The 19,967-nt window shown below is 71.8% G+C and carries 19 protein-coding genes; 8 read left to right on the forward strand and 11 right to left on the reverse strand.

Annotated elements, in window-relative coordinates; genetic code table 11:
- Nucleotides 1–37 precede the first annotated feature (37 nt).
- From galK to galT, 3 genes are all read right to left on the reverse strand, one after another.
- Complete coding sequence (gene galK / locus ABD385_RS34640; RefSeq protein WP_344583415.1) at nucleotides 38–1,213, reverse strand: galactokinase; 1,176 nt, start codon at nucleotides 1,211–1,213, stop codon at nucleotides 38–40.
- Between the two features lie 63 nt (nucleotides 1,214–1,276).
- Entirely contained in the window at nucleotides 1,277–2,275 is a 999-nt protein-coding gene (gene galE, locus ABD385_RS34645) for a UDP-glucose 4-epimerase GalE (RefSeq protein ID WP_344583417.1), read from the reverse strand.
- Nucleotides 2,272–3,318: a galactose-1-phosphate uridylyltransferase gene (gene galT, locus ABD385_RS34650; RefSeq protein ID WP_344583418.1), complete on the reverse strand. Its 1,047-nt coding sequence runs from the start codon at nucleotides 3,316–3,318 to the stop codon at nucleotides 2,272–2,274. The genes galE and galT overlap by 4 nt, the downstream gene beginning before the upstream one ends.
- A 284-nt stretch (nucleotides 3,319–3,602) precedes the next feature.
- On the opposite strand from galT, the gene ABD385_RS34655 reads away from it, so the two are divergent.
- Nucleotides 3,603–5,270, forward strand: a complete 1,668-nt coding sequence (locus ABD385_RS34655; RefSeq protein WP_344583419.1) for a sodium:solute symporter family protein — start codon at nucleotides 3,603–3,605, stop codon at nucleotides 5,268–5,270.
- A gap of 14 nt (nucleotides 5,271–5,284) precedes the next feature.
- A complete protein-coding gene (locus ABD385_RS34660) occupies nucleotides 5,285–5,605 on the forward strand; it encodes a hypothetical protein (RefSeq protein ID WP_344583421.1) in 321 nt (106 codons plus the stop codon).
- On the opposite strand, the gene ABD385_RS34665 is transcribed toward ABD385_RS34660, so the two are convergent.
- Both ABD385_RS34665 and ABD385_RS34670 read right to left on the reverse strand, forming a co-directional pair.
- Nucleotides 5,593–6,279 (reverse strand): response regulator transcription factor, encoded by a 687-nt coding sequence (locus ABD385_RS34665; protein WP_344583422.1) that lies wholly within the window; start codon nucleotides 6,277–6,279, stop codon nucleotides 5,593–5,595. The genes ABD385_RS34660 and ABD385_RS34665 overlap by 13 nt on opposite strands.
- A 193-nt stretch (nucleotides 6,280–6,472) precedes the next feature.
- Nucleotides 6,473–8,275, reverse strand: a complete 1,803-nt coding sequence (locus ABD385_RS34670) for an ABC-F family ATP-binding cassette domain-containing protein (RefSeq protein WP_344583424.1) — start codon at nucleotides 8,273–8,275, stop codon at nucleotides 6,473–6,475.
- 192 nt (nucleotides 8,276–8,467) lie between these two features.
- Between ABD385_RS34670 and ABD385_RS34675 the strand changes: the two genes are divergently transcribed.
- Nucleotides 8,468–9,040 carry a Uma2 family endonuclease gene (locus ABD385_RS34675; protein WP_344583426.1) on the forward strand — a complete coding sequence of 191 codons (573 nt, stop codon included), beginning with the start codon at nucleotides 8,468–8,470 and terminating at the stop codon, nucleotides 9,038–9,040.
- Here the strand turns inward: ABD385_RS34675 and ABD385_RS34680 are convergent.
- Together ABD385_RS34680 and ABD385_RS34685 are read right to left on the reverse strand one after the other, a co-directional pair.
- On the reverse strand, nucleotides 9,037–9,234 hold the full coding sequence (locus ABD385_RS34680) for a DUF397 domain-containing protein (RefSeq protein WP_344583428.1): 198 nt from the start codon (nucleotides 9,232–9,234) through the stop codon (nucleotides 9,037–9,039). The genes ABD385_RS34675 and ABD385_RS34680 overlap by 4 nt on opposite strands.
- Nucleotides 9,215–10,075: a helix-turn-helix domain-containing protein gene (locus tag ABD385_RS34685; protein ID WP_344583429.1), complete on the reverse strand. Its 861-nt coding sequence runs from the start codon at nucleotides 10,073–10,075 to the stop codon at nucleotides 9,215–9,217. The genes ABD385_RS34680 and ABD385_RS34685 overlap by 20 nt, the downstream gene beginning before the upstream one ends.
- A 195-nt stretch (nucleotides 10,076–10,270) precedes the next feature.
- On the opposite strand from ABD385_RS34685, the gene ABD385_RS34690 reads away from it, so the two are divergent.
- The 5 genes from ABD385_RS34690 to ABD385_RS34710 all read left to right on the forward strand — a co-directional run bounded on the left by ABD385_RS34690 (nucleotide 10,271) and on the right by ABD385_RS34710 (nucleotide 15,416).
- Nucleotides 10,271–10,540 (forward strand): hypothetical protein, encoded by a 270-nt coding sequence (locus ABD385_RS34690; protein ID WP_344583459.1) that lies wholly within the window; start codon nucleotides 10,271–10,273, stop codon nucleotides 10,538–10,540.
- On the forward strand, nucleotides 10,533–11,156 hold the full coding sequence (locus ABD385_RS34695; RefSeq protein WP_344583460.1) for a DUF6879 family protein: 624 nt from the start codon (nucleotides 10,533–10,535) through the stop codon (nucleotides 11,154–11,156). The genes ABD385_RS34690 and ABD385_RS34695 overlap by 8 nt, the downstream gene beginning before the upstream one ends.
- Before the next feature lie 24 nt (nucleotides 11,157–11,180).
- Complete coding sequence (locus ABD385_RS34700) at nucleotides 11,181–13,604, forward strand: ATP-binding protein (protein WP_344583430.1); 2,424 nt, start codon at nucleotides 11,181–11,183, stop codon at nucleotides 13,602–13,604.
- A 323-nt stretch (nucleotides 13,605–13,927) separates the two neighbouring features.
- The gene (locus ABD385_RS34705) at nucleotides 13,928–14,779 is read left to right on the forward strand and encodes a flagellar biosynthesis protein FlhF (RefSeq protein ID WP_344583432.1); all 852 of its coding nucleotides are present in this window, start codon (nucleotides 13,928–13,930) and stop codon (nucleotides 14,777–14,779) included.
- 49 nt (nucleotides 14,780–14,828) lie between these two features.
- Entirely contained in the window at nucleotides 14,829–15,416 is a 588-nt protein-coding gene (locus tag ABD385_RS34710) for a Uma2 family endonuclease (RefSeq protein WP_344583434.1), read from the forward strand.
- 21 nt (nucleotides 15,417–15,437) lie between these two features.
- Here the strand turns inward: ABD385_RS34710 and ABD385_RS34715 are convergent, their stop codons facing one another.
- From ABD385_RS34715 to ABD385_RS34730, 4 genes are all read right to left on the reverse strand, one after another.
- Nucleotides 15,438–16,826: a hypothetical protein gene (locus tag ABD385_RS34715; RefSeq protein WP_344583436.1), complete on the reverse strand. Its 1,389-nt coding sequence runs from the start codon at nucleotides 16,824–16,826 to the stop codon at nucleotides 15,438–15,440.
- 122 nt (nucleotides 16,827–16,948) lie between these two features.
- On the reverse strand, nucleotides 16,949–17,890 hold the full coding sequence (locus tag ABD385_RS34720; protein WP_344583438.1) for a 4-(cytidine 5'-diphospho)-2-C-methyl-D-erythritol kinase: 942 nt from the start codon (nucleotides 17,888–17,890) through the stop codon (nucleotides 16,949–16,951).
- Nucleotides 17,887–18,786 carry a 16S rRNA (adenine(1518)-N(6)/adenine(1519)-N(6))-dimethyltransferase RsmA gene (gene rsmA / locus ABD385_RS34725; RefSeq protein ID WP_344583439.1) on the reverse strand — a complete coding sequence of 300 codons (900 nt, stop codon included), beginning with the start codon at nucleotides 18,784–18,786 and terminating at the stop codon, nucleotides 17,887–17,889. Before rsmA ends, ABD385_RS34720 begins: the two co-directional genes overlap by 4 nt.
- A complete protein-coding gene (locus ABD385_RS34730) occupies nucleotides 18,783–19,943 on the reverse strand; it encodes a resuscitation-promoting factor (RefSeq protein ID WP_344583441.1) in 1,161 nt (386 codons plus the stop codon). Before ABD385_RS34730 ends, rsmA begins: the two co-directional genes overlap by 4 nt.
- Between the last annotated feature and the right edge of the window lie 24 nt (nucleotides 19,944–19,967).

The following is a 19,967-nucleotide window of genomic DNA, read 5'->3' on the forward strand; positions in this document are numbered from 1 at the left end:
GCCGGGGAACGGGGGGCGCCCGGCGCACGGGCGGCGGTTACGGCCCCAGGCGGTGGGCGCCGGGGCCCGGGGCGGCCGGGAAGATCCGGGGCGGGGTGTGGCCGGCGGCGGCGAACGCCGCGTGCAGGGCGTCGGTGACGGGGTCCGCGGCGGCCGCCTCGACGAGGACGAGGGCCGAGCCGCCGAAGCCGCCGCCGGTCATCCGGGCGCCGAGCGCGCCGGCCGCGTTGGCGGTGTCGACGGCGAGGTCGAGTTCGGGGCAGGAGACCTTGAAGTCGTCGCGGAGGGAGGCGTGTCCGGCGGTGAGCAGGGGGCCGATGGCGCGGGGGCGACCGGCGTCGAGATGGGCGACGGTCCGTTCCACGCGGTGGTTCTCGGTGACGATGTGGCGGACGAGGTCCCGGACGACGGGGTCGGACGCCAACGCGTCGAGGGCCGCGGGCAGATGTGCGTACGGGACGTCACGCAGCGCGCGTACGCCGAGCGCCCGCGCGCCGCGTTCGCATCCGGCGCGCCGCTGCGCGTACGCGCCGTCGCCGAGTTGGTGGCGGACGCGGGTGTCGACGACGAGGAGGCGGAGCCCTTCCGCGGCCAAATCGAACGGGACGTGGCGGTGGGTGAGGTCGCGGGTGTCCAGGAAGAGGGCGTGGCCGGCGGTGCAACAGGCGGCCGCGGTCTGGTCCATGATCCCGCAGGGCACGCCGACGTAGCCGTTCTCGGCGCGTTGGGCGAGGCGGGCCAACTCCGCGCGGGGCAGGCCGAGGCCGTACAGGTCGTCCAGCGCGAGGGCGGTGGCGACCTCCAGGGCGGCCGAGGAGGACAGGCCGGCACCGAGCGGGACGGTGCTGGAGTAGTGCAGGTCGGCGCCGCCGATCGGCAGGCCGGCCGCCCGCATCGCCCAGACCACGCCGGCGGGGTAGGCGGCCCAGTCGGCTCCGCGGGCCGGCGGGGCGAGGTCGTCGGTGCGGAGGGTGACGGGGCCGCCCGGGGCGCCGGCGGAGTGCAGCCGCAGCACCCCGTCGGTGCGGGGCGCGGCGGCGGCGATGGTGGTGTGCGGGAGGGCCAGGGGCATCACGAAGCCGTCGTTGTAGTCGGTGTGTTCACCGATCAGGTTGACCCGGCCGGGGGCCGCCCAGGTGCCGGTGGGCTCGGCCCCGTACACCGCGTGGAAGGCCGCCGCGGTGCGGGCCGCGCCGTGCTCCGTGTCTGTCACGTGGACTCCTTCGTGCCGTCCCGGCCGGGGCGCCGCCCCGGGAACCGGTCTCGAACTCCCCGGCTACCGCTGGGAGGTGCCTCCGGCCGGGCCGGGGCCGTCCGGGCTGGTGGTGGCCCGGGCGAACGCCCAGGCGTCGGCGATGATGTCAGCCAGGTCGGTGCGGGTGGGGCGCCAGCCCAGCCGGTCGATGGCGGTGCGCGCGGAGGCGACCAGGACGGCGGGGTCGCCGTCCCGGCGCGCTGCGGTGACCTCGGGAACGGGGTGGCCGGTCACCTTGCGGACGGTCTCGATGACCTCGCGGACGGAGAAGCCGTTGCCGTTGCCGAGGTTGCAGATGAGGTGCTCGCCGGGGCGGGCGGCGGCCACGGCCAGCAGGTGGGCCTCGGCGAGGTCCGCGACGTGGAGGTAGTCGCGCACGCAGGTGCCGTCGGGGGTCGGGTAGTCGTCGCCGTAGACGGAGATGGCGTCGCGCCGGCCCTGGGCGACCTGGAGGACGAGCGGGATCAGGTGCGACTCGGGGTCGTGGCGTTCGCCGTGACTGCCGTACGCGCCGGCGACGTTGAAGTAGCGCAGCGACACCGCGGCCAGGCCGTGCGCGGCCGCCTCACCGGTGATCATGTGGTCGACGGCGAGCTTGGTCGCGCCGTAGGGGGAGGTGGGGGCGGTCGGGTCGGTCTCGGCGATCGGGGTGTTGACCGGCTCGCCGTAGGTGGCCGCGGTGGACGAGAAGACGAGCCTGCGCACGCCCGCCGTGCGCATCGCGGCGAGCAGTGCCATGGTGCCGCCGACGTTGTTGGTCCAGTACTTCTCCGGCTGCTGGACGGACTCGCCGACCTGCGAGAACGCGGCGAAGTGCAGGACCGCGTCGTACGTGGCGTCCAGCCACCGGTGCGCGTCGCGGAGGTCGCCCTCGATGAACGTCGCCCCGGCGGGCACGGCCTGGCGGAAGCCGGTGGAGAGGTTGTCGAGGACCGTGACCGCGTGGCCGGCCTCCAGCAGGTGTTGGGCCACCACGCTGCCCACGTAGCCCGCCCCGCCGGTCACCAGGTAATTGCTCATGACTCGCTCGCTACCTCTCGCAGTCGCTCGGCCGCAGCCTCCGGCGGCACGTCGTTGATGAACACGTTCATGCCGGATTCGGAACCCGCGAGGAACTTCAGCTTGCCGGGAGTCCTGCGGACGGTGAAGAGCTCAAGGTGGAGCGCGAACTGGGAGCGGTCCGCGGCGTGCACGGGTGCCTGGTGCCAGGCGGAGACGTACGGCGTCGGGGGCGCTTCCGGCCCGAAGATCCGGTCGAACCGGCGCAAGACTTCCAGGTAGATCTGTGGGAATTCTGTGCGGGCCGGCTCGTCGAGCGCCAGCAGGTCCGGGACCCGGCGCTTGGGGTAGAGGTGCACCTCGTAGGGCCAGTGCGCGGCGTAGGGGACGAAGGCGACCCAGTGGGCGCCGTCCAGGACGATGCGCCGGCCGTCGGTGAGCTCGCGGGCGACGACGTCGTCGAAGAGGTTGCGGCCGGTGGCCTCGCGGTGGGCGGCGAGGGAGGCCAGCATCCGTTCGGTGCGGGGGGTGACGAAGGGGTACGCGTAGATCTGGCCGTGCGGGTGGCCGAGGGTCACGCCGATCTCGGCGCCGCGGTTCTCGAAGCAGAAGACCTGTGCCACGCCCGGGAGTTGGGAGAGCGCCGCGGTGCGGTCGGTCCAGGCGTCGAGGACCAGGGCGGCCTGTTCCGCGGTGAGGTCGGCGAACGAGGCGTCGTGGTCGGGGGTGAAGCAGACCACCTCGCAGCGGCCGTGTTCGCCGGTGAGCGAGGGGAAGCGGTTCTCGAAGACGACGACGTCGTAGCCGTCGGCGGGGATCTCGGTGTGCCGGCCGGCGGTGGAGGGGCACAGCGGGCAGGCGTCGACCGCGGGGTGGTAGGGGCGGCCCTGGCGGTGCGAGGCGACGGCGACGGCGTCGCCGAGGAGCGCGTCGGTGCGGATCTCGGAGGTGGTGGCGACCGGGTCCAGCGGGCGGGGGTCGGCGGCGGTGCGGTCGGCGGCGTCGGACGCGTCGTAGTAGAGCAGTTCCCGGCCGTCGGCGAGCCGGGTCGTCGTCTTCTTCACCGGGAGCTCCTCATCATGGCGGGCACACCACCCAAACACAAACAAACACAATGAAGCACAACCCAACAGAGACGTCAACGCGCAGCCCTGCCCGCCCCCTTGAGCCAACAAACCGGCTATAGCGGACATATATCCGCCCAACCCACAGCCTTCGCCCATGATCCAACAACTGAAACGCACAAAACTATTCAGTTTTCGGTCGAGCGTGCGTACGTTTTTGTGCGTTCGCTTCGCGCACACCGCCGCGCTCCCCGAAAAGGCTGTGCTTCCCGAAAAGAGGGTTCATGATCACCCTGGCCGACGGGCTACGACTCCCCACCAACGGGCTCGACTACACGATCCTGGCCATCTACTTCGTCGTCGTCCTCGGCATCGGGTTCGCCGCCAAACGCAGCGTGCGGACCAGCCTGGACTTCTTCCTCTCCGGACGGTCGCTGCCCGCCTGGGTCACCGGGCTCGCCTTCGTCGCCGCCAACCTCGGCGCCACCGAGATCCTCGGGATGGCGGCGACCGGCGCGCAGTACGGCGTCGCGGTCGTCCACTGGTACTGGATCGGCGCCATCCCGGCCATGGTCTTCCTGGGCCTGGTCATGATGCCCTTCTACTACCGCTCGAAGGTCCGCTCGGTACCGGAGTTCCTGCTCCAGCGCTTCGACAAGTCGGCGCACCTTCTCAGCTCGATACTCTTCGCCTTCGCCGCCGTCCTGATCGCGGGCGTCAACCTCTACGCCCTGTCGATCGTCGTCGAGGCGCTGCTCGGCTGGCCGCAGTGGGTCGCCATCGTCGTCGCCGGACTCTTCGTCCTCGCCTACATCACCATCGGCGGACTCTCCTCGGCGATCTACAACGAGGTGCTCCAGTTCTTCGTGATCCTCGCCGCGCTCATCCCGCTGGTCGTCCTCGGCCTCAAGCGGGTCGGCGGCTGGGGCGGCCTGACCCACTCGCTCACGTCGTCGCACGGCGACAACTTCCTCACGGCCTGGGGCGGTACGGGCATCGGCCAGGCCAACCCGCTGGGCGCCAACTGGCTGACGATCATCCTCGGCCTGGGCTTCGTGCTCTCCTTCGGCTACTGGACCACCAACTTCGCCGAGGTGCAGCGCGCACTGTCCGCGAAGAACCTCTCCGCCGCCCGGCGCACCCCGCTCATCGCCGCCTTCCCGAAAATGTTCATCGTCTTCCTGGTGATGATCCCGGGCCTGGTCGCCGCGGTGCTGGTGCCGAAGCTCGGCGCCCCGGGCAACCTGCAGTACAACGACGCGATCCCCTACCTCATGCAGGAGCTGCTGCCCAACGGCGTGCTCGGCATCGCCGTCACCGGCCTGCTCGCCGCCTTCATGGCCGGCATGGCGGCCAACGTCTCGTCCTTCAACACCGTCTTCACGTACGACATCTGGGCCAAGTACGTGAAGACGGACCGGCCCGACGGCTACTACCTGCGCTTCGGCCGGCTGATCACCGCGATCGGCGTGCTCGCCTCGATCGGCACCGCGTTCATCGCCTCGTCGTTCTCCAACATCATGGGCTACCTCCAGACCCTGTTCTCCTTCTTCAACGTGCCGATGTTCGTGGTCTTCATCATCGGCATGTTCTGGAAGCGGGCCTCGATGAAGTCCGGTGTCTGGGGCCTGCTCGCCGGCACCACCGCCGCGATGGTCAACTACTTCTGGATCTACAAGCAGGGCGTCATCGCCATCCCCACCGACCAGGGCGCCAACTTCGTCTCCGCCATCGTCGGCTTCGTCGCCGGCGCGGTGGTCATGGTCGCCGTCACGCTCTTCACCGCCCCCAAGCCGGCGGCCGAACTGGCCGGGCTGGTCTACGGAACCACCGCGCCGGGCCTCGCCGAGCCCCCCGCCGAGGGCGACAGCGCCTGGTACCGCAAGCCCGCGCTGCTCGGCTGGGGCGCCCTCGTCCTCGCCGCGCTGTGCTACCTGCCCTACTCGCTCTGACCGGAGACCCCACCATGTCTGAACTGCAGAACGAAGTCAGCGAGTTGGAACGCACGTCGGCCACCGCCGCCCGACTCTTCGACATCCGCCGCATCATCGGTGGCCTGTTCGTCGTCTACGGCGTGATCGTCACCATCGCCGGGCTCACCGCCTCCGACGCGGACCTGGCGAAGGCCCAGGGCATCAACATCAACCTGTGGACGGGCCTGGGCATGCTCGCGCTCGGCCTGTTCTTCCTGGTCTGGCTCCTGCTGCGGCCCACCGTCCCGCCGTCCGCGGCGGAACTCCACGAGGCCCAGGGCGCCCAGGGCGGCCGACCGGATCAGGAGGGCTGACCCCCGGGGACCCGCTGGAGGCGCTCCAGCAGGCCGGTGCGGGCGGCCAGCGCGGCCGCCTCCAACCGGGAGCCCACCTCCAGCTTCATCAACACCCGCTGGACGTGGGTCCGGGCGGTGCTCGGCGCGATGTCCATGCCCGCCGCGATCACCCGGGTGTCCTCGCCCTCCGCGACCCGGATCAACACCTCCACCTCGCGGGGGGTGAGCAGCGCCAGCAGCCGCGCGCCCTCGTCGTCGGGCTGGGCGACGGGGTGCAGCAGCTCCTCGAACGCCTGCTGGAGCAGTTGCGGGGCGACCGCCGCCTCACCCGCCCGGGCCTTGAGCATGGCCCGCTCGACGCCCTCGATGCGTTCGTCGTTGCGGACGTAGCCGGAGGCGCCGGCGGCGAACGCGGCGGCGATCCCCCGCGGGCTGGGCACCGGCCCGAGCACCACCACCGCGACCTGCGGCCGCTCCCGCTTGATCCGGACGACCGGGTCGAACGCCCCCGGCTCGGCCGGCCCGGCGGTGCCCAGCAGGCACACCTCCGGCGCCCGGCTCACCACCAGGTCCGCGGCCCCGGCGCTGGGCGCGGCGGCCGCCAGGACCCGGTGCCCGCGCAGCTTCAGGGCCGAGGCGAGCGCCTCGGCCAGCAGACGGTGATCGTCGACCACCATGAGCCGCACGCCCATCGAGCGGACCCCCTCAACTCCCCGACCGGCTGTGTGTTCCCGGGAAGGTACACGGTCGACTGCCGATGCGCGCCCCCTAGCGGGGAGAAGACCACCGGAACGCGGGAATCCAGGCCATTCGGGGCCGATAGCCGCCCTTGCGCCCGGGCCCGCGGAGCACCGCCCGCAGGCCCGCGGGCCGGCCGCCAGTCGGCTACGCGTCCTCGGCCAGCTCCAACCAGCGCAGCTCCAACTCCTCGCGCTGCGCGGCGAGTTCGCGCAACTGTGCGTCCAGCCCGGCGATCTTCTCGAAGTCGGTGGCGTGCTCGGCCATCTGCCCGTGCAGCGTCGCCTCCTTCTCGCCGATCTTGTCCAGTTGGCGCTCGATCCGCTGGAGCTCCTTCTGCGCCGCGCGGTTGACGGCGGCCGGCTTCTTCGGCGCCGCGGCGGCCGGCTGGGCGGGCGCCGGCGTCGCCGCCTCGATCACCTTCTGCCGGCGCTCCAGGTACTCGTCCAGCCCGCGCGGCAGCATCCGCAGGGCCGCGTCACCCAGCAGCGCGAACACCCGGTCCGTCGTCCGCTCCACGAAGTACCGGTCGTGGCTGATGACGATCATCGACCCCGGCCACCCGTCGAGCAGGTCCTCCAACTGCGTCAGCGTCTCGATGTCGAGGTCGTTGGTCGGCTCGTCCAGGAACAGCACGTTCGGCTCGTCCATCAGCAGCCGCAGGATCTGCAACCGCCGCCGCTCACCACCCGACAGGTCGCCGACCGGCGTCCACTGCTTCTCCTTCGTGAAGCCGAACTTCTCGCACAGCTGCCCCGCCGTCATCTCCCGGCCCTTGCCGAGGTCGACCCGGTCGCGGATCTGCTGGACGGCCTCCAACACCCGCAGCGTCGGGGTGAGTTCGGCAACCTCCTGCGAGAGGTACGCCAGCTTCACGGTCTTGCCGACCACGACCTTGCCGGCCACCGGCTGCTGTTCGCCCCCACTACGGGCGGCCGCCTCCAGCGTCCGCAGCAGCGAGGTCTTCCCCGCGCCGTTGACGCCGACCAGACCGATCCGGTCGCCCGGCCCCAACTGCCACGTCAGGTGCTTGAGCAACACCTTCGGCCCGGCCTGGACGGTCACGCCCTCCAGCTCGAAGACCGTCTTGCCCAGCCGCGAGCTGGCGAACTTCATCAGCTCGGCGTTGTCCCGCGGCGGCGGCACGTCCGCGATCAGCTCGTTGGCCGCCTCGATCCGGAACCGCGGCTTGCTGGTCCGGGCCGGGGCACCGCGCCGCAGCCACGCCAGCTCCTTGCGCATCAGGTTCTGCCGCTTGACCTCCTCGGAAGCGGCGATCCGCTCCCGCTCGGCCCGCGCGAAGACGTAGTCGGAGTAGCCGCCCTCGTACTCGTGGACGGCGCCGCGCTGGACGTCCCACATCCGCGTCGCCACCTGGTCCAGGAACCACCGGTCGTGGGTGACGACCACCAGCGCGGACCGCCGCCCGGCCAGGTGCCGGGCCAGCCACGAGATCCCCTCGACGTCGAGGTGGTTGGTCGGCTCGTCCAGCACGATCAGGTCCTGCTCGGCGATCAGCAGCTTGGCCAGCGCGATCCGCCGCCGCTCACCACCGGACAGCGGCCCGATGACGGTGTCCAGCCCCTGCGTGAACCCCGGCAGGTGCAGATCCCCGAACAGCCCGGTCAGCACGTCCCGGATCTTGGCGTTGCCGGCCCACTCGTGATCGGCGAGGTCACCGATCACCTCGTGCCGGATGGTGGCGGCCGGATCCAGCGAATCGTGCTGGGTCAGCACGCCCAACCGCAGGTCACCGGCGTGCGTGACCCGCCCGGTGTCGGCGGACTCCAGCTTGGCGAGGATCCGAATCAGCGTGGTCTTGCCGTCGCCATTCCGACCCACGACGCCGATCCGGTCACCCTCGTTCACGCCGAGGGAGACACCGTCGAGCAGCGCACGCGTCCCGTACACCTTGTCGACGGCTTCCAGATTGACGAGGTTGGCGGCCATCTCACTCCTGCTCTGTGCGTCCCCTGACGGGGCACGGTCGGCCTCCCAGCGTAGTCGGCGCGGGGCGGGGGGCTTCGGGGGAGGACGGGGGTGGTTACGGGCGAGGGGTGGGCGTAGGGGGACGGTCACCCCTTGTGATGACGCCCGGCGATACGGCCACTCCGCGGACAAGCAGGCCGAAGAATCCCACCCATGGAACGACACTGGCCGAGGCCCCCGCTGGACGGGTACACGGTGGACGACCTGTTCACTCTGCCGAATCTCCCCCGGCACACGGAACTGATCGACGGGAGCCTGGTCTTCGCGAGCCCGCAGAACAACTTCCATTGCACCGCGGTCGACCTGCTGATGCACGGCCTGCACACGACTCGGCCCGCCGAGCTCAGGGTCCGTCGCGACATGACCGTCATCCTCGACAGGCGTAACGGCCCCGAGCCCGATGTGAGCGTGATCCGTGCAGCGGCGGACACCGGGCCGGACCAGATGAGCTACCAGGCCAGGGACGTGCTCCTGGCCATCGAGGCCGTCTCCCCTGCTTCGGAATCCCGCGACCGTACGACCAAGCCGTGGAAGTACGCCGCGGCCGGGATCGAGAACTTCTGGCGGGTCGAGGAGAGCGGAACGAACGGCAAGCCCGTCGTCCACGTCTACGAACTCGACCCGATGACCAAGGCATACGTGCACATGGGCGTCCACCGCGATCAGGTCAAGGTCGACAAGCCTTACGCCATCGATATCGACCTGACCGCCATCGACAAGCTCTAAGCGTCTGCCTTGACGGCCGCGACGAAGGACGACCACCCGACAGCGGAGAAGACCAGCGCGGGCCCGTCCGGATCCTTGCTGTCCCGGACGGGGACGATGCCGGGCAGGCCGTCGGCGACCTCGACGCATTCGCCGCCGGTGCCGTTGCTGTAGCTGCTCTTGCGCCACGCAGCATTATTCAAGTCGACTGCCATGCTCGCCATTTCGGTAGTCCTCTGCCGCTTTCTCGATCATGGACAGAGACGCCGCGGGCGACAGTGCGGCGGCCCTGAGCAGATCGTACGACTCGCGGTACTGCTTCACGAGCGCCGGATAATCGATCACTTGGCCGCTGTGAAGGTTCTCCGTGTAGACGACCGGAGGGGAGTCGGAAAACGTCATGTTCCTGGCCGTCCCCATCATGTACGGGTGCAGGACATCGGTTTCCGGAATGATCTGCACAATCGAGTACGTCGCCCTGACCACCGTCGCGATGTGCTCCAGCAGTTCTGCCATCTGCTCGTTCGGAAGGGCTCGGCGGCGAAGCAGCGACTCGTCCAGCACCATCCAGAACTTCGGGGGCGTCGGCCCGTCGAAGATCACGGTCCGGGACATCCGAGCAATCACCTTCTCCTCGACCTCCTCGTCCGTCGCCCTGGGCATCGCCGCCCGCACAACCGCCCGTGTGTACGCCGGCGTCTGAAGGAGCCCGGGAACGAGCATCGGCGCCCACTCCTCGATGGTCTCCGCCCGCTGCTCCATCTCCAACGCGTCCGCGAAGTACTCCGCATGTCCCGCCCGGCGGGCCTTCGCCGCCGCCTCGCAGCGGCGCTCGAAGAAGCCGTTCGTGTGGAGCTTCTTGTCGACGTGGAGGGCCAGGTCCAACGGCATGCTGCGCTCGCCGCGTTCGATCTGGCTGAGCAGCGAGATACCGCGATACGTGCCCTCCGCCAACTGTTCGAGCGTGAGCCCGGCCTGTTCCCGGAGATAGCGCATCTCGGCGCCGTAGAAGCACGGGACGCTGGCCGAGGGATCGGCGTCCTTACGAGGGGGCATAACTCACCACCGCTACTTGCTGGTTGCCCGGTACAACGCGATTCCTCGGCACGTTACGCGCGTGCGGCGCCACCGGGTGGGCGATCCGTCACGATGCGCACATGTGAGTGGCGTTTCGCGCCCTGCCCCTCTCCTTGTTCACTCAGTAGAGTCTCCGTGGCGTTACGTGACAACGAGGAGCTGGAGGTGGCACTCGTGACCCGTTCCTGGGAAGCGGACCCAGCGGCGTTATTCGTTCGGCGGCTGGGGAAATCGGCGGCGGAGCTGGGCAATTCCCAGGGCCGGGACGAGTGCCCGGACATCTGGCAGCTCAGCAACGGCGACATCGCCGTCATCGGCCGCGACCTGACCGACGACTACGCGTCCCGCCTGCCCGAAGGCGTGGCGCTCGGGGCGGACGAACGGCTCGTCGTCATCCCCGGCGACATGCTCAGCGCGGCGAAGCCGGACATTGACGATGCTTGACGGCCACGTTCCGCCGCTCCCCGTGGAGCGTGGTGAGCGGCTCGACAGCGAGAAGTACCGGCGCGATTTCCGGGCCCGGGACGCGGCGATCCGGGACGGCGAGTCGTGGAAGCTCGAACGGCTCCAGCACTTCGAGGAGGTCGGGAGCCCGTCCCGTGAGGCGCTGCGACGCGGGGAGTGGGTGCCGGCGCTGCGGGCGTTGGAGGACGGCCGGGACGCTCTGCGCGGGATCCAGGCGGACGAGGAGGCCCGCGGCTCGGTGTTCCACCGGGTGCGTGTGGTGGAGGAGCCGCTGACGCCGTACGTGCAGTGGGAGCTGCATTCGCTGCGGATCAGTGCCGCGTACGGGGAACGGGTGCGGGTCCTGCCCGCCGGGGCGGTTGCCGCGGCCGAGACCGGCGGGCCGCTACCGGAACTGACCATCCAGGACGGCAAGGTGCTCTTCCAGGTGTTGTACACCGACGCCGGGGTACCGGACGGTGCGATCCGCTTCACCGAACCCGACATCGTCGCCCCGTGGACGGCATACGTGCGCAGCGCCTACGCGGCCGCGGAGGACCTCGCGTCGTACTTCGACCGCGTCGTCGCGCCACTGCCGCCGCCCCCGGCGGCCTGACCCGGAAGGGACGCACCGATCGGCATGCCGGCAGACGCCAACGGACGGTCCGGGGACTCCACCAACGACCTCTCCGGGACGTCCCGCGATGTCGTGCAGGCCGGGAGCGTCTCCGGTGGCATCCACTTCCATCATCCGCCGGGCGGGCCCGACCGCCCGCAGACCGTCCCGCGACAGCTCCCCGCCGATGTGCACACCTTCGTCAACCGGAATGACGAGCTGGGGCAGTTGAACGCCGTGCTGACGGGGCGGGACGGCGGTCAGGTCGTGGTGTCCGTGCACGTGGTGGCCGGTACGGCCGGGGCGGGCAAGACGTCGCTGGTCCTGCACTGGGCCCACCAGGTCAAGGGCCGCTTCCCCGACGGCCAGTTGTTCGTCAATCTGCGGGGCTACGATCCGCGCGAGCCGGTCACCGCCGAGCAGGCGTTACGCGGTTTCCTGCGGGCGCTCGGGGTGGCCGCAGGGGACGTACCGCAGGACGTGGACGACGCGGCCGCGCTCTACCGTTCCCTGCTCGCCGAACGGCGGATGCTCATCGTGCTCGACAACGCCGCCGCGGTCGGCCAGGTGCGGCCGCTGCTGCCCGGCAGCGGGGACAGCCTGGTGCTGGTGACCAGCCGCAACCGCCTGGCCGGCCTCACCGTGCGTGACGGCGCGCGCCGGATCACCCTCGGCACGCTCCCCGAACCCGAAGCCGTCGCCCTGCTGCGGGCCGTCACCCGGGACTACCGACCAGGGGACGACCCGGACCAGCTCACGGAGCTGGCCCGGCTGTGCGCACACCTCCCGCTCGCCCTGCGGATAGCCGCCGAGCGGGCCGCCAGTCACCCGCACCTGCGCCTCGACGATCTCCTCGCCGACCTGCACGACGAGTCCGCGCTCTGGGACGCGCTCAGCACCGGCATCGACGAGGAGGCCGAAGCCGTCCGAACCGTCTTCGCCTGGTCCTACCGCGCGCTGCCACCGCACTCCGGGCAACTGTTCCGGCTCCTGGGCCTGCACCCGGGGCCGGAGTTCGGGCTGCACGCGGCCGCCGCGCTCGCCGCCCTCCCCCTCGGCCGCGCCCGACAGGTGCTCGACGACCTCGTCGGCGCCCATCTGCTGGAGCAGACCGGACCCGACCGCTACCAGTTCCACGACCTGCTGCGCGCCTACGCGGCCGACCAGGCCCACGACGAGGAGCCGGCGGAGCTGCGCGAAGCCGCCCTGCGGCGCGTCCTGGACTGGTACCTGCACACTGCCGACGCGGCGCAGACCTGGCTCCAGCCCGGCGAGGACCACCTGCCGCTCCCCCGGTCGACCACGCCCCTGCCGCCGCTGGCCTTCGCCGACTACGACGCCGCCGCCGACTGGGCGGAACGCGAACGCCCCACCTTCGAGCACCTCGTACGCGCCGCAGCCGCGGCCGGACTCGACCGGCATGCCTGGCAGCTGACCGCGGCCTCGTGGAACGCGCTGGCGGCTTCAGCCTCCTTCGCCGACTGGCTCGGCTTCGGGCACCTCGGCCTGGCGTCGGCCGAGCAGGCGGACGACACCGACGGGCAGCTGCTGCTGCTCAACCAGCTCGGCATGTCCTACCGGTCGGTGGGCCAACTCGACCTGGCCAAAGACCACTTGGGACGCGCCCTCGACCTTGCCCGCACCGCCGGGAAACGGATGGACGAGGCGCACGCGCGGAACCTCCTGGGCCTGATCCACCTGCGCAGCCGCCAGTTGGAGGCCGCCGCCACCGACTTCGCACAGGCCATCGAGATCTTCCGTTCCCTGCCCGAGGCGGGCGGGGAGCGCTGGTCCGCCACCGCCCTCGCCAACCTCGCCGGAGCCCATCTGGAGGCCGGCCGCCTCCCGGAGGCGGACACCGCCCTGCGCGCCGCCCTCGCCGCGCACCGCGCCCTGGGCAACCAGCAGAGCATCGGCAACGCCCTCTGGCTCACCGCCCGGCTCCACCGCGAGCGGAACGAGGCCACTGCGGCCCGTGCGGCCATCGACGAGGCCCTCGCCCTCGCACTCGGACTGCGCAACCGCGGGCTGGAGGGCTTCTGGCTGCTCACGCTCGGTGCCGTACAGCGCGCCGCCGGGCAGCACGGTGACGCGCTGGCCTCCTACCAGCGCTCGGCCATGCTCCACCGGCGTCTCAAGGACCGCGGTCGTGAAGCCCTGGCCTGGCGTGGCACGGGGCAGACGTACACCGCGCTCGGCCGCCACGGCGAGGCCGCCGGATTCCACCGGCAGGCCGCAGCCGTCCACCGCGACCTCGGGGACGCCTGGGAACTCGGCGTGGAACTGGACCACTTGGCTGTTGCCGTCTCTCCGGAAGACCCTGCGGCGGCGCGTGCCCACTGGACCGAAGCCCTGGCTCGCCTGACCCCGTACACCGGCCCCCGCGCCACGGCCATCCGCGCACGCGTGGCGCAACGCCTGGCCGAGTCCGACGACACGGGCGGGTGACGGTGAACGGCCACCGCATCGTGGGTTTCCGCGACCCGGTGGACCAGGTCCCGGCGGGGCGCGACGTAAAGGCGTAAAGCCCGGGGAAATCCCCCCTCCCAACCCCACCAGCCTCCCCGTGTGCGCGCCACTCACACGGGTGACATATGCCAACTCGGTTGTGATTGGGGTGGGTTGAGCGGCATATGCTCGCCGCGACCGGTGCACACCTGCCCGACCGCACACATGCTTCGGCCCCCGGCCGGGACTGGCATCCCGAACGAGGGCCTGACCACCAAGGAAGCAGACCTTCCCGATGGCTACCACTAGGGACAACCCTCCCCATGGCTTTCCAGAACCCTAGCGCGCCCTTGCGCCACGCGTCCCGCGTTCCCGCGCCGACTCCCCCGTCCGGTGTCGTTCACGTCAACTCCCGTCACACCAGTCGCTACACGGTGGTCGGCAACCACCTCGCCCAGCACCGCGGGCTGACGCTCGTCGCGATCGGGCTGGCCGTGCACATCCAGTCGCTGCCCGCCGGAGCGCGCATCGGCATCAAGTGCCTGACGGCCCGCTTCCCGGAGGGCGAGGCCCGGATCGCCTCCGCGCTGCGGGAGTTGGAGGCCGCCGGGTACCTGGAGCGCACGCGGGAACGGCTGCCCAGCGGCCGGGTGGTGACGCGCACGGTGTCGTACAACCAGCCGGGGGCGGCGCCCCACCGCCCGGCGCCCCGCCCCGCCGACCGGGCCCCCAGGCCGCGAAAGGAACCGCGGACGAGACCGGCGCCGCAGCGGGAGCGTGCGCCCCTGCCCGCACCCCGCCGCCCCGACCCGGTCGGCGCGCGCACGGCCCATCGCATCCTCGCGGAGTTGCGGCGCGACGATCCGCGCCTGCTGCTCTCCGAGGCGGACGTGGCACGCCTCACCCCCGCCGTGCACGCCTGGCTCGAACGTGAGGCGCCACCCGACGCCGTACGCCGCACCCTGGCGGCCGACCTGCCGCCCGGCCTCCGCAACCCGGCGGCCCTCCTCGCCCACCGCCTCACGGCGTCACTGCCGCCGCCCCTCCCCGCCAGCGCACCGGCGCCCCCGCGCCCGGACCCCCTCCAGACCTGCGACGCCTGCGAGCGCGCCTTCCGCGCGCCACACCCAGGACGCTGCCGCGACTGCCGATCCACCCTCATGGAGGCCACCTAGCATGAACGTGACGACCCTTGCGCCTGAGCACAGACGAGGAGCGCGCGCCATGACCATCGCCCCTGACGACGCACGGCAGGTTTCTTCCCAGTACCAGGCGATGCGCGACATCGTCGGGCGAATGCAGGATCGCGTTCCAGGCAAGCTGGAGATCACCGTTGAAGGGATCGTTCACGACATGATGTCTCCCAGGCGCCCGCACGAGCTGACCGCGGCCCAGGTCAGCCGCCGTCTGGAGAAGGTGATGCCGGACGGACTCCTGGCCCACACAGGAACCCCTGACGTGGAAGAAGAGCCGGAGGGCATCATGCGCCACCCCGACGTGGTGGTGATCGCCTGGGACGACATGGAGGGGCAGGGATCTTTCGACCCCCGCACGCTCGTCGCCGCCATCGAGGTCGTCTCCCAGTCCAACCCGGACAACGACTGGGTGGGCAAGGTGCGCGACTACCCCTTGATCGGCATTCCGATCTACGCGGTCTTCGACCCCCGCACCGGGACCGGCGCCGTCTTCACGGACATCCACCCGACCCCGGAAGGCCCCCGCTACGCCACCCGCAAGGACTTCGTCTACGGCGAGGACGTCACCATCGCCGAGTGGACGATCTCGACGGAGAAACTGCCGCGCTACCCGTGACGCCGCGCCCGCGCCGGCCCGTCAGTCCACGTACTCCACCGTGATCGGGGCGGTGTTGTTGGTCAGGTCCGGGTCCGGGTGTTCCGGATCGGGCTGCACAGAGACCGTGCCCCGGGCGCCCTCGACCCGTTTGTCGATGCGGAACCGCAGGGTGGGCGGGTCGATCAGGGGTGCCGGGCACAGCACCTTCCGGCTCTTCTCGTCGACGTAATCGCAGTAGAGCTCTTCGTGCCCTTCGCCCGTGGGGTGCCACGCCAGGCTGACACCTTCGGGCAGGGTCAGGAACACGCCGTCCTCGTAGTAGCCGTCCAGGTCCTTCACGCTGACGTCGTTCGTCTGGCCCACCTGGCCCTTGAGCGCGAACCCGTTGACCTGTAGGTCCCGGGCCCGGGTCGTGAGGAACGGCACGACGCCGTAGGCGAACTCCGGGCCGAACGTGGCGAACAGGCTGCCGTCGACCGGACGGAACCCGAGCGGCGCGCCGGTACCCCGCGGGGCCGAGTCGGGCAACTGCACACTGGACGGCGTGTTGGGGGCGGGATACACGGTGTAGGTGATCGCGCCCTGTCTCCCGGTCCCGTCGATCGCGGCAGTGAAAGGCCGGTCGGTCTCGTACGCCGCTCCGGCGGGCAGCGGCCGGGGGAACGTACAGACCGCCGTCTTCGGTGCGTCCGCCGTGTCGTAACGGCAGTTGCTGAACTCCCTGCGCAGCGTCGCCTGCCCCTTCACGTCCACCACGACGCTGAGGTCGTCGTCCAGACCTGATCTCCCACTGATGCCGAAGGCGGGGCGCACCTTCACCTCGGAGCCGGGCGCCACGTCGGTCAAGCCTTCACCTTGGCGTGCGGCGAACTGTGGTGCTCCGGCGACCAGTTGGATCGTCCGGTGGATGGTGGGGGCGTTGTCGCTGGTCACGGTGATCTCTATGGGCCCGGCCGGGCCGTCCTCCACGTCCCTCCTCACCACCGTGTCGAACAGCAGGAGGTTCACGGAGTCGCCCGCCTTGAGGTTCTTCGGGGTGCAGGTGATGAGACCACGGACGCCCTTGCATCCCTGCTCCCGATGCATGTTGTTGAACGTCACCGACTTCGTGGCGGTCGTGTCGACGGTCACCTTGATGTTCCTGGCGCTCACCTGCCCCGTGCCCGGGGAGACCCGGCTCGCCGCCAGGCCGACGGAGAACAGCTCGGAAGGGTCGCCCATCTCCGCCCGTTCCGACTCCGTGTAATTCCGAAGGTAGCTCGTGGCCAGCTCGTGCGTGAACGTCAGCTTCGCCCGCTGGGGAGGTTCGTCCGCCCGCGGGGACGCCGCGCAGCCGGAGGCCGCCATTCCGCCGAGCACCACCAGCAGGGCCGCCGCCCCGGCCGTGGCCGCGCTTCGTCGCCGGATGCCCGCTCTCGAATCCGTCATGCAGGTCCAGACTCGAACGGCGGGTCGAACGGTTGCCGGCGGACGGACACGTTACGGCTACGGATCGATCACGGACCGTAGTGCTCGGTGCCGTACGGCGTGCTCCCGTTACCCCTGGGGCCTTACCCCTGGGGCAGGACCGTCGCCCCGGGGGCCGGCCCGGTGGTGGTGCGGGCCGTGCGGCAGGTGCCGGAAGCCCGCAGGGCCGCGGCGACCCGGTCGGCCTGGTCGGCGTCGGCCACCAGGAACGCCGTGGTCGGGCCGGAGCCGGAGACCAGGGCGGCCAGCGCCCCGGCGTCCGTGCCGGCGGCGAGGGTGGCGGCCAGCGACGGGCGCAGCGAGAGCGCCGCCGCCTGGAGGTCGTTGCTCAGGGCGGCGGCGAGGGCGGCCGGGTCGCCGGTGCGCAGCGCGTCCAGGAGGGCCGGGGTCGGCTCGGGGTCGGGGACGTCGGCGGTGGTCGCGCCGGTGCCGGAGGCGTCGCGCAGGCGGTCGCACTCCTTGTAGACGGCGGGGGTGGACAGGCCGCCGTCGGCGACCGCGAAGACCCAGTGGAAGGTGCCGCCGACGGGCAGCGGCTCCAGGAGTTCGCCGCGGCCTCGGCCGAGGGCCGCCCCGCCGACCAGGCTGAACGGCACGTCGCTGCCCAACTCGGCGCAGATCGCGAGGAGTTCGTCCTGCCCGGTGGCGGTCCCCCACAGGGTGTCGCAGGCCAGCAGGGCGCCGGCGGCGTCCGCGCTGCCGCCGGCCATGCCGCCGGCGACCGGGATGTCCTTGGCGATGTGCAGGTGGACGGCCGGGGCCAGGCCGTGCCGGGCGGCCAGCGCGCGGGCGGCGCGGGCGGCGAGGTTGGACTCGTCCAGCGGCACCTGGTCGGCGTCCGGGCCGGTGCAGGTGAGCGTCAGGGCGTCGGCGGGGGTGGCGGTGACCTCGTCGTGCAGGCCGACGGCGAGGAAGACGTTGGCCAGGTCGTGGAAGCCGTCGGGGCGGCGGCCGCCGACGGCGAGCTGGACGTTGACCTTGGCGGGCACCCGGACGGTGACGCGGTCGGGGGCGCTGCGGGTCATCGGGCGGTCTCCTGGTCCGTGGCCGGGACCTTGTTCTCGGCGATGGCGATGAAGGACTCGATGCTCAGCGACTCGCCCCGGGCCTGCGGGGAGACGCCGGCCGCGACCAGGGCGGCCTCGGCGGCCGGTGCCGAGCCGGCCCAGCCGGCGAGGGCGGCCCGCAGGGTCTTGCGGCGCTGCGCGAAGGCGGCGTCGACGACCGCGAAGACCTCTTCCCGGGAGGCCCGCGAGGGCAGCGGTGCGCTCCGGCGGACGAGCGAGACCAGACCGGATTCGACGTTGGGCGCGGGCCAGAAGACGTTGCGGCCGATCGCGCCGGCCCGCTTGACCTCGGCGTACCAGTTGGCCTTGACCGACGGGACGCCGTAGACCTTGTTGCCCGGGCCGGCGGCGAGCCGGTCGGCGACCTCGGCCTGGACCATGACCAGGGTCCGTTCGATGGTCGGGAACCGCTCCAGCATGTGCAGCAGCACCGGCACCGCGACGTTGTACGGGAGGTTGGCGACCAGGGCGGTGGGGGCCGGGCCGGGCAGCTCGGTGACGTGCAGGGCGTCGCGGTGGACGAGCGCGAAGCGGTCGGCGCGCTCGGGCAGCCGGGCCGCGACGGTGCCGGGCAGCGCCGCGGCGAGCACGTCGTCGATCTCGACGGCGATGACCCGGTCGGCGGCCTCCAACAGCGCCAGGGTCAACGAGCCCAGGCCCGGACCGACCTCGACGACCACGTCGTCGGGGCGGACCTCGGCGGTCCGGACGATCCGGCGGACGGTGTTGGCGTCGATGACGAAGTTCTGGCCGCGCTGTTTGGTCGGGCGTACGCCCAGCGCGGTGGCCAGTTCCCGGACGTCGGCGGGGCCCAGCAGCGGGCCGGTTTCGTCAGTGGTCTTGCGGTCGCTCACCCGTGAAGCTTACGGCCGCAGACCGGCCACGGGCTCGCGCCCCGGGTGACGTAGAGCTTCTTGGCCCGGAAGGTCTGCTCGTCGGCGGGGGCGTCCTGGGGTCGGCCGGCGCCGCCGAGCCCGTGCCAGGTCCCGACGTCGAACTGGTAGAGCCCGCCGTAGGTGCCCGAGGCGTCGACCGCGTCCGGGCGGCCGCCGGCCTCGCACTGGGCGAGCGCCTGCCAGGCCAGGCCGTCGGCGCCGCCGACGGAGGTGGGCAGCGCCTGGGTGCCGACGTGGATGATCTGCGGGCTGGGGCGGTGGACCGTCTCGACGGCCACCTTGTGGGGCTTGCGGCGCACCCCGTTGACGGTGTCGCGGCGGTAGGTGACGCGCCGCAGGCCGGGGACACCGGGGCGGACCACCACTTCGGTGCCGCGCGGCAGCGCCGGGTCGGGCCGCTTGACGGTGCGGAACGGCACGGGCTGCTCGTGGACCTCGGTGGTGCCGGTGATGCGCAGCACGGAGACGGTCTGGCCGTCGCGGGGGAAGCTGTCCGGCGGCACCGAGGTGGTGTCCCGGTCGCGCAGTGCCAGGCCGGCCTGGGCGAGGGCCTCGCGGACGGTCGCGGCGTTGGTGCGGACGTGGTACTCGCGGCCGTCGGCGACGAAGACCAGGGCGCGTTCGGTGCGGACGTGCAGTTCCAGGCCGTGCCGGGCGATGTGCTGGGAGCGGGCGGCGGAGAGGTAGGCGCCCTCGGCGCGGACCCCGAGCTGGTGCAGGGCCCCGGCGACGGTGTCGGCGGTGGTCCACACCTGGCGGCGCTGCCCGTCGAGGGTGAGCATGACCGGCCGGCCGTGCCGGACCACGATCTCGTCGCCGCTGGCCAGGTCGGTTCCGGGGGTGGGGGCGACGATGTCGTGGCGGCCGATGTCGAGTTTCTGGTCGCCGAGGAGTTCGTCGACGTCGTCGGCGAAGGTGTGCAGGGTGCGGGGATCGCCGTCGATGCTGAGCTTGACGGCCTTGTCGTGCGCGACGAAGGCGGTGGTGCCGCCGGCGAGGAACGCGACGACCAGTGCGCGGGGCAGCAGCCGGCGCAGTTGTTCCGGGGTGTCGGTGGCGCGCCGGCGGCGGCCACGGCCGCGCCCGACGCGTTGGCCGCTCTGCGAAGCACTCACGCTGTACCTGCCACGGGTGTCGTC

The sequence above is a fragment of the Streptomyces lunalinharesii genome (genome assembly GCF_039532155.1).
Taxonomy (GTDB): domain Bacteria; phylum Actinomycetota; class Actinomycetes; order Streptomycetales; family Streptomycetaceae; genus Streptomyces; species Streptomyces lunalinharesii.

Coding starts and splice junctions, on each gene's coding strand:
- galE (WP_344583417.1), bottom strand. CDS start 2,275: ATGAGCAATTACCTGGTGACCGGCGGGGCGGGCTACGTGGGCAGCGTG.
- ABD385_RS34655 (WP_344583419.1), top strand. CDS start 3,603: ATGATCACCCTGGCCGACGGGCTACGACTCCCCACCAACGGGCTCGAC.
- ABD385_RS34660 (WP_344583421.1), top strand. CDS start 5,285: ATGTCTGAACTGCAGAACGAAGTCAGCGAGTTGGAACGCACGTCGGCC.
- ABD385_RS34665 (WP_344583422.1), bottom strand. CDS start 6,279: ATGGGCGTGCGGCTCATGGTGGTCGACGATCACCGTCTGCTGGCCGAG.
- ABD385_RS34670 (WP_344583424.1), bottom strand. CDS start 8,275: ATGGCCGCCAACCTCGTCAATCTGGAAGCCGTCGACAAGGTGTACGGG.
- ABD385_RS34675 (WP_344583426.1), top strand. CDS start 8,468: ATGGAACGACACTGGCCGAGGCCCCCGCTGGACGGGTACACGGTGGAC.
- ABD385_RS34680 (WP_344583428.1), bottom strand. CDS start 9,234: ATGGCAGTCGACTTGAATAATGCTGCGTGGCGCAAGAGCAGCTACAGC.
- ABD385_RS34685 (WP_344583429.1), bottom strand. CDS start 10,075: ATGCCCCCTCGTAAGGACGCCGATCCCTCGGCCAGCGTCCCGTGCTTC.
- ABD385_RS34695 (WP_344583460.1), top strand. CDS start 10,533: ATGCTTGACGGCCACGTTCCGCCGCTCCCCGTGGAGCGTGGTGAGCGG.
- ABD385_RS34700 (WP_344583430.1), top strand. CDS start 11,181: ATGCCGGCAGACGCCAACGGACGGTCCGGGGACTCCACCAACGACCTC.
- ABD385_RS34705 (WP_344583432.1), top strand. CDS start 13,928: ATGGCTTTCCAGAACCCTAGCGCGCCCTTGCGCCACGCGTCCCGCGTT.
- ABD385_RS34710 (WP_344583434.1), top strand. CDS start 14,829: ATGACCATCGCCCCTGACGACGCACGGCAGGTTTCTTCCCAGTACCAG.
- ABD385_RS34715 (WP_344583436.1), bottom strand. CDS start 16,826: ATGACGGATTCGAGAGCGGGCATCCGGCGACGAAGCGCGGCCACGGCC.
- ABD385_RS34720 (WP_344583438.1), bottom strand. CDS start 17,890: ATGACCCGCAGCGCCCCCGACCGCGTCACCGTCCGGGTGCCCGCCAAG.